Raw genomic sequence first — 11,649 nt, 5'->3', positions numbered from 1 at the left:
CAAGGAGTTTTCCGTTTCGACTGCGCCGGAAGTGGGGCGAATTATAGACTTCCAGATTCTGCCGTCAAGGGTTAATTACACTTTTGTTGCCGAGGGGGCTTTTTTCGCTATTAACCGGGGGATTCGACGCGTGACAGGCGGGATACGTAACCCTAATAGCAACGCACCTATAGATGCATACATAGCCCACTCCTTCAGATCCGCACGAACGATCCAAAGCATATGCAGTAATCCAAGCCCCAGGATCACATACGCCAAGCGATGCAACTTTTTCCAGCGACTACCGAGGCGTCGCTGGCTATAACGATTAGAGGTGACCGCCAACACTAACAATCCAAGAAACCCAAGACTGCCGACAACGATGTAAGGCCGCTTATGCAACTCCACTCCCAGTTGCGACCAATCAAGGCCAAGGATAAACACCAGGTAGGCACTCAAATGCATGACCACATAAGCAAAGCACCACAAACCCAACTGCCGTCGTATGGCAATCCACCCCGCCCAACCGGTCAGCCTCTGCAAAGGCGTCATGCTCAGAGTAATCAACAACAGGATCAGCGTGCCCAACCCTAGCCTGTCAACCAGCACCTTCCCCGGATCCGGCCCAAGGGCGAAGATCCAGGCCTGATACAACCAAAGCAGCGGCCAAACCGCCGCCACTATAAAGACGCCAATGCGCCACAACGGATAACGCATCAGTAATTCTTCCGTAGATCGAGGCCGGCATATAAGGAAGCGACCTCATTGGAGTAGCCGTTGAACATTTGTGTCTCGCGCACATTGGGACTGAACAACCCGCTCGGTAGACGACGCTCCCGCGCCTGAGTCCAGCGCGGGTGATCAACCTCAGGATTTACGTTCGCGTAAAAACCGTACTCATCGGATGCAATGCTCTGCCAGGTGGTTTTCGGCTGCTCACTGACCAGACTGATACGCACAATGGATTTGACGCTCTTGAAGCCATACTTCCACGGCACCACAAGACGCAGCGGCGCACCGTTTTGATTGGGAAGCTCGCGCCCATACATACCCACCGCAAGAATCGCCAAAGGATTCATCGCCTCATCCAGACGAAGCCCTTCTATATAAGGCCAATGGATCAAGGCAAAACCAGAGCGCTGACCGGGCATGCTCTTGGGATCCTCCAGGGTTTCGAAACGAATGAACCTGGCTTTGGAGGTCGGCTCAACCTGCTTGAGCAATGCAGAGATGGGAAAGCCAATCCAGGGAATGACCATCGACCAGGCCTCCACACAACGCAGACGGTAGATCCGTTCTTCTAACTGATAGGGTTTGATGAAATCCTCCAGAGCGTAACGCCCGGGCTTACCCACCTCGCCATCCACCACAACGCTCCACGGCTCGGTTTTCAGCGCACCGGCGTTCTGTGCCGGATCACCTTTATCAGTGCCGAATTCATAGAAGTTGTTGTAGTGGGTCGCATCCTTGAATGGCGTAATCGCCTCATCCTTGACGGTGATGGCCTGCCATTTGGTCGCCGGCAGTTTCTGCGCGAACCAGGACGGAGTTTTGCCTGGCTCGACATCCGCATAACGAGCGGCATCTTGCGCATTCGCCCAGCGCGGCAGGCTGCTGAATGCCAGTCCGGCAATAGCACCGCCCAGAATACTGCGGCGAGAGAAGTAGAGGGACTCAGGCGTAACATCCGACTCTTGGCAATCGGACGACTTGGGCAATTTGATTAACATGACAACTCCGCAGCATTGGAGGACTGATGCGCCAATAGACTGCGGAGTATGGGGGAAATTACATCACTCGACGTTTTTGTGACGGCGAAGACGTAACAAATATTGCACCGGGCCGGAGGCGGCATAGGCGAGGAAAACCAGCAACAGAATGCGCGGCGGGTCACTGAAAACTACAGCGAACACCAGCACCACCGCCAGAATCGCAACAAAAGGCACTCGCCCTTTCAGATCCAGCTCCTTGAAGCTGTTGTACTTGATGTTGCTGACCATCAGCATGCCAGCGGCAGCAACCATCAGAGCAACAAGGAAGGACATTTTGGAGCCCTGGATGCCGTAATCGCTGAACGCCCAGACAATCCCGGCTACCACACCTGCCGCGGCCGGACTGGCCAGACCGATGAAATAACGTTTGTCTGCAGTACCCACCTGAGTATTGAAACGCGCCAAACGCAATGCCGCGCCCGCTACATAGACGAATGCGACCATCCAGCCTACCTTGCCCATATCACCCAAGGCCCAGCCAAATGCCAGTAACGCGGGCGCGACGCCAAAGGCGACCATATCGGACAACGAGTCATATTCAGCGCCGAAAGCACTCTGGGTGTTGGTCATCCGGGCAACGCGACCATCAAGGCCGTCGAGCACCATGGCGACGAAGATCGCGATCGCGGCAAAAGCAAAATACTTGCTCGCGCTTATCGCGTCACCAGCACTCAAAGCGCTCTGTGCGCTCATGGAATTAATAATGGAGTAAAACCCCGCAAACAGGTTCGCGGTGGTGAACAGATTCGGCAGAAGATAGATACCACGATGCCGGACTTTACGGCCTTCAGCGTCATGTCCTTCTTCGACATGCTCATCGATCGGTAGCAGGCTTTCGGCGTCAGAGGCCTGGTTTGGCTCTTCGGGACGTTCGCTCATGGACATTACCTTACAACGGTGTGGAAAGTTTCGACAGGTGTCTGCGACAACGGTTCGCACGCAGATCCAGCTTTATACCAGAACCTGTCTACACAAACGAAAAAACGCGGCCTAAGCCGCGTTTTCTCTTCAAGGCTAGAACTTAGTTCTTGGCTTTGTCGACGATCTTGTTGGCACCGATCCACGGCATCATCGAGCGCAGTTGCTCGCCGATGATTTCGATACCGTGAGCGGCGTTGTTACGACGCTTGGCGGTCATCGATGGGTAGCCGGTAGCGCCTTCACTGATGAACATCTTGGCATACTCGCCGTCCTGAATGCGTTTCAGGGCGTTGCGCATGGCCTGACGGGATTCGGCGTTGATCACTTCAGGACCCGTCACGTATTCGCCGTATTCAGCGTTGTTGGAGATCGAGTAGTTCATGTTGGCGATACCGCCTTCGTACATGAGGTCAACGATCAGCTTCAGTTCGTGCAGGCACTCGAAGTAGGCCATTTCTGGCGCGTAGCCAGCTTCAACCAGCGTTTCGAAACCAGCTTTAACCAGTTCAACAGTACCGCCACACAGAACAGCCTGTTCGCCGAACAGGTCGGTTTCGGTTTCGTCTTTGAACGTGGTTTCGATGATGCCGGTACGACCGCCGCCAACGCCAGCAGCGTAGGACAGAGCAACGTTTTTGGCGTTGCCGGAAGCATCCTGATAAATAGCGATCAGGTCAGGGATACCGCCGCCCTTGACGAACTCGGAACGCACGGTGTGGCCCGGAGCTTTCGGCGCGATCATGATCACGTCGAGGTCAGCGCGTGGCACAACCTGGTTGTAGTGGATCGCGAAGCCGTGGGAGAAGGCCAGGGTTGCGCCCTGCTTGATGTTCGGCTCGATTTCGTTCTTGTACAGAGCTGACTGGAACTCGTCCGGGGTCAGGATCATGACCAGGTCGGCAGCGGCGACAGCGCTGGCAACGTCAGTCACTTTCAGGCCGTGAGCTTCCGCCTTGGCAACGGTTGCCGAGCCTTTGCGCAGACCAACAGTCACGTCAACGCCAGAGTCTTTCAGGTTGCAAGCTTGTGCGTGGCCTTGGGAGCCGTAACCGATGATGGCTACTTTCTTGCCCTGGATGATCGACAGGTCACAGTCTTTATCGTAATAAACTTTCATGAATTTCCCCTATATATCCAGGCCGTTCAGGCCATTCGCTAATTTGAGTTAGATGCTCAGCACTTTGTCGCCACGGGCAATCCCGGTGACGCCACTGCGTACGGTTTCCAGAATCGCGGCAGTGCCGATCGACTGAATGAAGCTGTCGAGCTTGTCGCTGGTACCGGTCAATTGAACGGTATACACGCTAGCGCTGACATCGACTATCTGCCCACGATAAATGTCGGTAGTACGCTTGATCTCGGCGCGCTGGGCACCGGTGGCTTTGACCTTGACCAGCATCAGTTCACGCTCGATGTGAGCACTTTCCGACAGGTCGACCAGTTTGACCACTTCGATCAGCTTGTTGAGGTTCTTGGTGATTTGTTCAATCACTTCATCATGGCCAACAGTGGTCAGCGTCAAACGCGACAGAGTCGGGTCTTCAGTCGGTGCCACGGTCAGGCTTTCGATGTTGTAGTTACGCTGGGAAAACAGGCCAACAACGCGAGACAAGGCGCCCGGTTCGTTTTCCAGAAGCAAGGAGATAATGTGCCGCATGATTAAGTACGCTCCGTCTTGCTCAGCCACATATCGCGCATGGAGCCGTCTTTGATCTGCATCGGGTAGACGTGTTCGCTGGTATCGACCTGAATATCGAGGAACACCAGGCGATCTTTCATGGCGAACGCTTCTTCCATCTTCGGCTTCAAATCCTTCAGATCAGTGATGCGTATGCCCACGTGACCATAGGCCTCGACCAGCTTGACGAAGTCAGGCAGCGATTCCATATAAGAGTGCGAGTGACGACTGCCGTAGCTCATGTCCTGCCACTGACGAACCATACCCAGCACGCCGTTGTTCAGGTTGACGATTTTTACCGGCAAACCATATTGCAGGCAGGTCGACAGTTCCTGAATGTTCATCTGAATACTGCCTTCACCGGTGACACAGGCAACATCAGCATCAGGGAAGCTCAACTTGACGCCCATGGCAGCAGGGAAACCGAAGCCCATCGTCCCCAGGCCACCGGAGTTGATCCAGCGGTTAGGCTTGTTGAACCGGTAGTACTGCGCCGCGAACATCTGGTGCTGGCCCACGTCGGAGGTCACATAGGCATCGCCCTTGGTCACTTCGCAGAGGGTTTCGATCACGGTCTGCGGCTTGATGATGCTGCCGTCGCCCTTGTCATAAGGGAACAGGCCGCGATCACCGCGCCACTCCTCGACTTGCTTCCACCAACTGGCAACGGAGTCCTTGTTCGGGGTCTCGCCGATTTCCTTGAGGGTCGCAACCATTTCGGTCAGGACGCTCTCGACCGGACCAACGATAGGCACGTCTGCCTTGATGGTCTTGGAAATCGAAGCCGGGTCGATGTCGATGTGAATGATCTTGGCATTCGGGCAAAACTTGGCCGGGCCGTTGATCACGCGATCGTCGAAACGCGCACCGACTGCCAGGATCACGTCGGCGTGGTGCATCGCCAGGTTGGCGGTGTAGCTACCGTGCATGCCAAGCATGCCGATGAACTGACGATCAGTGCCAGGGTATGAACCCAGGCCCATCAATGTATTGGTCACCGGCAGGTTGAGCATTTGCGCCAGTTCAGTCAGCGGTGCGGAGCCGCCACCGAGGATCACGCCGCCGCCCGCATAAAGAACTGGACGCTTGGCCGCCAGCAGCATTTCTGCCGCTTTGCGGATTTGGCCGGAGTGACCACGAACAGCCGGGCTATAGGAACGCAGCTTGGCTTTCTTCGGGAAGATGTATTCGAACTTCTCGGCCGGGTTGGTCATGTCTTTCGGGATATCGACCACGACCGGACCAGGACGACCGGATTGCGCCAGGTAGAACGCCTTCTTCATGACTTCCGGAATTTCCGACGCATGCTTGATCATGAAGCTGTGCTTCACGATCGGCCGGGAGATACCGATCATGTCGGTTTCCTGGAACGCATCGGTGCCAACCATGGTGCTAGGCACCTGACCAGAAATGATCACCATCGGAATGGAGTCCATGTAGGCCGTGGCAATACCGGTGATGGCATTGGTTGCGCCCGGGCCGGAGGTCACCAGTACCACACCGGCTTTACCGGTGGCACGAGCGTAGCCGTCAGCCATATGGGTCGCGGCCTGTTCATGACGAACCAGAATGTGGGTCACTTCCGGTTCTTTGAACAGGGCATCGTAAACATGAAGGAGAGCACCACCCGGGTACCCATAAATATATTTGACGCCTTCGTCACGCAAAAAGCGGACGAGCATCTCACCGCCAGATAAAAGCTCCACGTTGTTCACCTCTAAAACGCCAGAATACCGTCCACTAAAAAGGGAACGGGTCTTAATAGGTTTACTGCTTAGCAGAGCATGAGCGACGGTGGTCGCCGACTACGTCAGCACTGACTGAGCAAGTATTGGGAGCTCCCCAAGTGTTGCGGGGTTTTCCCACCCAGCGCGAGGTAACGCGTTGCGGGTGTAACAGGTCGGCGCGGATGTGCGCCTCATGATCTACTGAGCGGGTCTGCTTCTGGCAGTCCCTCTACAGCGGACTTTGGATTGTTCTGATTCGCCCTCTCCAAGTCAAGTCGTCAATGTGCTTTATTCAAACCAAGTACATGAGAAAGCAAGAAAAAACCTTTAAACAGCAGCTGTGTTAGCTTCAATTGCGCAACCCATGACCAGGAAATGGGTCGACGGTGAGATGCGCCGCCTGACCGACCAACAACGTCAGGAACGCATCACCGAAGCACAGAAACAGATTGCAGATATCTGCCAGCAGGTACTGGCAGCCTCCAATTCAGCGAGAGGCGGTGATCAGCAGATCGAATTCTTTGAGCAAGACCTGCAGTTGTCGATCCTTGCCCTGGACATTTCGGGCAGCGAAGACCATTTCGGCCATCTCCTGAATACCCGAGACATTGGGCAGCGGTAGATCGCTTTCCAAAATCGTTTTCATCCGCGGCAGGAAGATCCATTGCAGCCATTGCTCGAAGTCCAGGGTATCGATCGAGAACGGTTCGACACTGAGCAGAGCTTCTGCCGATGGCGAGACTTCACCCCACCACCCCTGAACCCGCAGCTCACGCTCGATCAACAGGAGTTGTTCGGCAATTTTCGGAAAGCGTGCATCCATCAGAGAGAAACCTTGGCCTTCTGACGAGCCAGTGCCGCGCCTGCGGGGTCACCCTGTTTCTCACGCGCCTGAGCGATCAGCTCCCACAGGTTCGCCTGAAGAGCCGGACGACCATTGGCGAAGGTCAGGCCCCGACGAGCGAACTGCTCGGCTTGCGCCGCATCACCCTGAGCCATGCGCACCTGCGCCAAACGGTAGAGCACTTGCGGTTCGCGCGGGGCGACACGCTGGGCGCGCTCCAGACTGGAGGAGGCACCGTTCAGGTCACCGCTCGCCTGTTGCTGCTGGGCGGTGGTCAGCAAGGCCAGCACAGGACCGTCCAACTGCTCGTCAGCGGACAAACCACCGGTGCTGGCGGAAGGAATCCCGCTCGGCGTCGACGGCATACTGTAATTGCCCTGATTGATCGGTGCCGACTGAACAGGCGATGTATCGATCGGCCCTGGAGTGATCGGCCCCGGGGTAATCGGCGCACTGCTGATCGGCGCCGAAGTGGTCGCGCCACCGCCCGGAATCATCACCACCACGCCCGAGTCTTGCGGGACGGCCTGAGTCTGAGCTTGCGTCGGGCGCTTGACAGTCGTCTGACGGAAGCCGCCATTGGCCGAAATCCTCTCGCTGTTGGAAACGGCGCTGCCGGAATCCACCACCGGAATCGCGCCCCGCTGCACGCTGGAGCAACCGTTGAGCAAAGCCAGAGCTGTAATAGCTGGAATCCACCACTTGTTCACTTAAATCCCTCTTCGCTTAATTCATCCAGCCTTTGACCCAATCCATAACCGACTCAACGGAAGCCGGGCTTGCGCCACCGCAAGCGGCACCGGGAGGCGGTTCACTGCCGCGAATATACGGCATCTGCACCGCGCCCGGGCAGCTCGCTTCGGAACCCTGCCCGGTACGGGAGTCGACCCAAGCCTGAACAACGTTTTCCGGCTGCGGCATATCCAGCGGCAACGGGTCAGCTTTGCGCATGAAACTGGTCCAGACCTGCAGGGCGCCAGTGGCACCGGTGAAGGGTGTTTTACCGTTGTCATCGCGACCGAGCCAGACCACTGCCAGCAAATCCTGGCTAAAACCGGCGAACCAACTGTCTCGTGAATCGTTACTGGTGCCGGTCTTGCCCGCCAGCGCCAGGGTTTTCGGCAGGACGTTGTAGACCGAACTGCCGGTACCTTCGCGCATCACCCGCTGCATGGCGCTCTGGATCAAGTAGATCGAACCCGGATCGAAACGCTGCTGAATCTGGAACGGATAACGCTTGAGCGGCTGGCCTTCGGCGGTCAACACGCTACGAATCCCACGCATCGGCGTATTGAAACCGCCGTTGGCCAGGGTCTGATACATAGTCGCCACTTCCATAGGACTCAAGCCACCAGCCCCCAGCAACATCGACGGGAAGGCTGGAAACTCGCGGGTAATACCCAGGCGCGCCAGTGTCTTGAGGACATTTGGCACGCCGACTGCCAGGCCCAGACGTGCGGTCGACAGGTTGTAGGAATGCGCCAACCCCTGGTACAGGAAGACCGTGCCGTGGGAACGGCGATCATAGTTCTGCGGCTTCCAGATCTGACCGTCAGCCCCCTTCACCGAGAAAACATCATCGGAGAGCCAGCTGGTCAATGTGTATTGGCTCGGTTTCTCAAGTGCAGTCAGGTAAACCGCAGGCTTGACCAACGAGCCGATTGGCCGCACGGCATCCAGTGCCCGGTTGAAACCGGCAAAGCTTGCCTGACGGCTGCCGATCATGGCCTGGACCTCCCCCGTTTCCGGGTTGGTCACCACCATCGCGGCTTCGACCTCATCCGACCCCTTGCGGCCGGCAAGACGCTTGAAGGTATCGTTGACCGAGGCCTCTGCCTTCATCTGCAGAATCGGATCGAAACTGGTGAAAATCCGCAGCCCTTCTTCGGTCAAGTCTTCGTCGCGGTAGTCTTCGCGCAACTGACGTTTGACCAGATCAAGGAAACCCGGGAACGAGCTGTCAGCCAGACTGCCGCGCGTGGTTACGCCCAACGGCATCTTCTTGGCTGCTGCCACTTGCTCGGCAGTCGCAACACCTTGCTGCTCCAGCAGATCGAGTACCAGGTTACGACGCTCAAGCGCATGTTCAGGGTAACGACGCGGGTTATAAAAGGACGGCCCCTTGACCATGCCCACCAGCAACGCGACCTGATGCAGTTTGAGTTCGGACAGCGGCTGGCTGAAGAAGAACTGACTGGCCAGCCCAAAACCGTGCACCGCCCGCTGACCGTCCTGACCGATGAAAACTTCGTTGAGGTAAGCCTCAAGGATTTCGCGCTTGTCGTAATGCATCTCAAGCAGCAGGGCCATCATCGCTTCGGTCAACTTACGCGACAGGCTGCGCTCGTTGGTCAGGAAGAAGTTTTTGACCAGTTGCTGGGTCAACGTACTACCGCCCTGACGCATTTGCCCCGACGAGGTGTTGACCCAAACGGCCCGGGCAATCGACTTCGGAGAAACCCCGAAGTGGTGATAGAAGTCCCGGTCTTCCACAGCTACCAACGTATCAAGCAGGTACGGTGGCACCTGATCGATCTTGATCAGGATGCGATCTTCGAGGTTTTTCGGGTAAAGACCGCCGATCAATAGCGGTTCCAGACGCACAACCGAGACTTTCGAGCCATTGATCGCCGAAAGCTCGGCCACATAGTCTCCGGAGAAACGCACCCGCACCGGCTGGGCCTGCTCCAGACCTTCATAGAACTGGAAACCGCGAGTATTCAAATCGACCGTGTTGCCATTGACCGATGCTGCGCCGGGACCATTGGCGACGCTTTCGCGCCGGTAACCCAGAGCATCGAGTTCAGTCAGGAAATCTTCCTTGCTGAGCTTTTGTCCGACGAACAGCTCCAGCGGCCGGGCATAAACCTTGGCCGGGATGGTCCAGCGCTTGCCGGAGAACTTCTCCTGAACCACTGCATCGAGATAAACCGCAAAGCCGGCGAGCACCACCAGGCCGACCAGACTGAGCTTCAGAGCCCAGCCTAACCAGGGGCGCAGGCCACCAGAGGGACGTTTTTTAGCGGAACGGGGGGATCGAGTACGAGTCATGGCGGCGGATTATACGCACTTTATTGAGACTCAACAGGAGCCCTCCCAGGTTTGCACTCCCGCCGCTTGCAGCCATAATGACGCCCTTGAATTTTTCCCGACTCCAAAGGATCGCCTGTGAGCCAGTCCCTGATCGCCGCCCTGCAAAATCCGGCCCTCTATCCTCATCCCGTAGAAGGGTTTCAGGTCATCGAGACGCATATCTCCTGGGTGCTGCTCACCGGCCCCTACGCCTATAAAGTGAAGAAGCCAGTCAACTTCGGCTTCCTGGACTTCACTGGCCTGGAGGCTCGCGAACACTTCTGCGGCGAAGAGCTACGCCTGAACCAGCGCCTGACCCATGATTTGTACCTGGAAGTGTTGCCGATTACCGGCAGCGCCGAAGCTCCGCAATTGGCTGGCAGTGGTCCGGTGATCGACTACGCGCTGAAAATGCGTCAGTTCCCGCAAAGCCAATTGCTTAGCACCCTGCAAGCCAATGGCGAGCTGACGACTGCGCACATCGATGCGATGGCCAAACAGATCGCTCAGTTCCACCTCACTGCACCAGTGGTTCCGGCAACCCACGAGGCCGGCACTCCCGAAAGCGTCATGGCACCGGTCCGGCAGAACTTCGAACAAATTCGCCCATTCCTCAGCGACAAGGCCGACCTGCTGCAACTCGACGCCCTGCAAGCCTGGGCAGAAAGCAGCTTCGAGCGTCTCAAGGCACTGCTCGCCCAGCGCAAGGTCGAGGGGTTTATCCGTGAGTGTCACGGTGACATCCATTTGGGCAACGCCACCGTCATTGACGGCAACGTAGTGATCTTTGACTGCATCGAGTTCAACGAACCGTTCCGCTTCACCGACGTATACGCCGACACCGCGTTCCTCGCGATGGACCTGGAAGATCGCGGCCTTAAAAGCCTGGCGCGGCGCTTCATCAGCCAGTACCTGGAGCTGACCGGCGATTACCAGGGACTTGAACTGCTGAACTTCTACAAAGCCTATCGCGCGCTGGTTCGCGCCAAAGTCAGCCTGTTCAGCATGCCGGCCGAAGCCGACCCGGTACAGCGAGCGGCCACGCTGAAGCAATACCACAACTACGCCAATCTGGCAGAAAGCTACAGCACCATTCCTTCACGTTTCATGGCGATCACCTGCGGCGTTTCGGCTGTCGGCAAAAGTCATGTAGCCATGCGCCTGGTGGAAGCATTGGGCGCGATCCGCCTACGCTCCGATGTCGAACGCAAGCGGTTGTTTGGCGAGCAACAGGTGCAAAACAACGTTGAGGCGGGCATTTATAGCGCCGAATCCAGTGTTGCCACCTACGCCCGCCTGCATCAGATTGCCGATGTAATTCTGCGTGCCGGTTTCCCCGTAGTGATTGACGCCACATACCTCAAGCGCGAGCAACGCGATGCCGCTTCGAAAATCGCCGAAGCCACCGGCGCGCCGTTCCTGATCCTTGACTGCAATGCTCCGCACGCGGTCATCGAGAGCTGGCTCGCACAGCGTCAGGCGGAAAAAAATGATCCGTCCGACGCAACCATGGCAGTTATCGAAGCTCAGCAAGCTACTCGTGAGCCCCTGACCGCTGCGGAAATTCTGTGCAGCAAACGTGTCGAGACCAATGAAAGTGGCACACTCGACAGCTTGGTCGCACACATTCGCCAACGCTTGCCGGGCCTGTAAGCA

At 56.9% G+C, this 11,649-nt stretch carries 10 protein-coding genes and 1 pseudogene; 2 read left to right on the top strand and 9 right to left on the bottom strand.

Annotated elements, in window-relative coordinates; all coding sequences use genetic code 11:
• Positions 1-75: 75 nt before the first annotated feature.
• From msrQ to AC07VR_RS12240, 6 genes are all read right to left on the bottom strand, one after another.
• On the bottom strand, positions 76-696 hold the full coding sequence (gene msrQ, locus AC07VR_RS12265; protein WP_495011340.1) for a protein-methionine-sulfoxide reductase heme-binding subunit MsrQ: 621 nt from the start codon (positions 694-696) through the stop codon (positions 76-78).
• On the bottom strand, positions 696-1,709 hold the full coding sequence (gene msrP / locus AC07VR_RS12260; protein ID WP_494995690.1) for a protein-methionine-sulfoxide reductase catalytic subunit MsrP: 1,014 nt from the start codon (positions 1,707-1,709) through the stop codon (positions 696-698). Before msrP ends, msrQ begins: the two co-directional genes overlap by 1 nt.
• Positions 1,710-1,772: 63 nt before the next feature.
• Positions 1,773-2,630, bottom strand: a complete 858-nt coding sequence (pssA, locus tag AC07VR_RS12255; RefSeq protein ID WP_494995689.1) for a CDP-diacylglycerol--serine O-phosphatidyltransferase — start codon at positions 2,628-2,630, stop codon at positions 1,773-1,775.
• 142 nt (positions 2,631-2,772) lie between these two features.
• Entirely contained in the window at positions 2,773-3,789 is a 1,017-nt protein-coding gene (gene ilvC / locus AC07VR_RS12250; RefSeq protein ID WP_057725048.1) for a ketol-acid reductoisomerase, read from the bottom strand.
• A 48-nt stretch (positions 3,790-3,837) separates the two neighbouring features.
• On the bottom strand, positions 3,838-4,329 hold the full coding sequence (gene ilvN, locus AC07VR_RS12245; RefSeq protein WP_150643298.1) for an acetolactate synthase small subunit: 492 nt from the start codon (positions 4,327-4,329) through the stop codon (positions 3,838-3,840).
• 2 nt (positions 4,330-4,331) lie between these two features.
• Positions 4,332-6,056, bottom strand: a complete 1,725-nt coding sequence (locus AC07VR_RS12240; protein ID WP_494995688.1) for an acetolactate synthase 3 large subunit — start codon at positions 6,054-6,056, stop codon at positions 4,332-4,334.
• A 382-nt stretch (positions 6,057-6,438) separates the two neighbouring features.
• On the opposite strand from AC07VR_RS12240, the pseudogene AC07VR_RS12235 reads away from it, so the two are divergent.
• Positions 6,439-6,543: pseudogene (locus AC07VR_RS12235) on the top strand (DUF4124 domain-containing protein); the annotation flags it as partial.
• 21 nt (positions 6,544-6,564) lie between these two features.
• On the opposite strand, the gene AC07VR_RS12230 reads toward AC07VR_RS12235, so the two are convergent.
• Genes AC07VR_RS12230 through mrcB form a run of 3 tightly spaced genes read right to left on the bottom strand, consistent with a single transcriptional unit; the run spans position 6,565 to position 9,972 of the window.
• Entirely contained in the window at positions 6,565-6,900 is a 336-nt protein-coding gene (locus tag AC07VR_RS12230; RefSeq protein WP_495011339.1) for a YqcC family protein, read from the bottom strand.
• Positions 6,900-7,631, bottom strand: a complete 732-nt coding sequence (locus tag AC07VR_RS12225) for a tetratricopeptide repeat protein (protein ID WP_494995686.1) — start codon at positions 7,629-7,631, stop codon at positions 6,900-6,902. Before AC07VR_RS12225 ends, AC07VR_RS12230 begins: the two co-directional genes overlap by 1 nt.
• A 16-nt stretch (positions 7,632-7,647) precedes the next feature.
• On the bottom strand, positions 7,648-9,972 hold the full coding sequence (mrcB, locus tag AC07VR_RS12220) for a penicillin-binding protein 1B (protein ID WP_494995685.1): 2,325 nt from the start codon (positions 9,970-9,972) through the stop codon (positions 7,648-7,650).
• A gap of 117 nt (positions 9,973-10,089) precedes the next feature.
• Between mrcB and AC07VR_RS12215 the strand changes: the two genes are divergently transcribed.
• Positions 10,090-11,646, top strand: a complete 1,557-nt coding sequence (locus tag AC07VR_RS12215) for a bifunctional aminoglycoside phosphotransferase/ATP-binding protein (protein ID WP_495011338.1) — start codon at positions 10,090-10,092, stop codon at positions 11,644-11,646.
• The last annotated feature ends 3 nt before the right edge of the window (positions 11,647-11,649 follow it).

The sequence above is a fragment of the Pseudomonas sp. GW821-FHT02H09 genome, from assembly GCF_059421425.1.
This window is presented reverse-complemented; position numbering and strand designations above follow the sequence as displayed.

Coding starts and splice junctions, on each gene's coding strand:
- msrQ (WP_495011340.1), bottom strand. CDS start 696: ATGCGTTATCCGTTGTGGCGCATTGGCGTCTTTATAGTGGCGGCGGTT.
- msrP (WP_494995690.1), bottom strand. CDS start 1,709: ATGTTAATCAAATTGCCCAAGTCGTCCGATTGCCAAGAGTCGGATGTT.
- pssA (WP_494995689.1), bottom strand. CDS start 2,630: ATGAGCGAACGTCCCGAAGAGCCAAACCAGGCCTCTGACGCCGAAAGC.
- ilvC (WP_057725048.1), bottom strand. CDS start 3,789: ATGAAAGTTTATTACGATAAAGACTGTGACCTGTCGATCATCCAGGGC.
- ilvN (WP_150643298.1), bottom strand. CDS start 4,329: ATGCGGCACATTATCTCCTTGCTTCTGGAAAACGAACCGGGCGCCTTG.
- AC07VR_RS12230 (WP_495011339.1), bottom strand. CDS start 6,900: ATGGATGCACGCTTTCCGAAAATTGCCGAACAACTCCTGTTGATCGAG.
- mrcB (WP_494995685.1), bottom strand. CDS start 9,972: ATGACTCGTACTCGATCCCCCCGTTCCGCTAAAAAACGTCCCTCTGGT.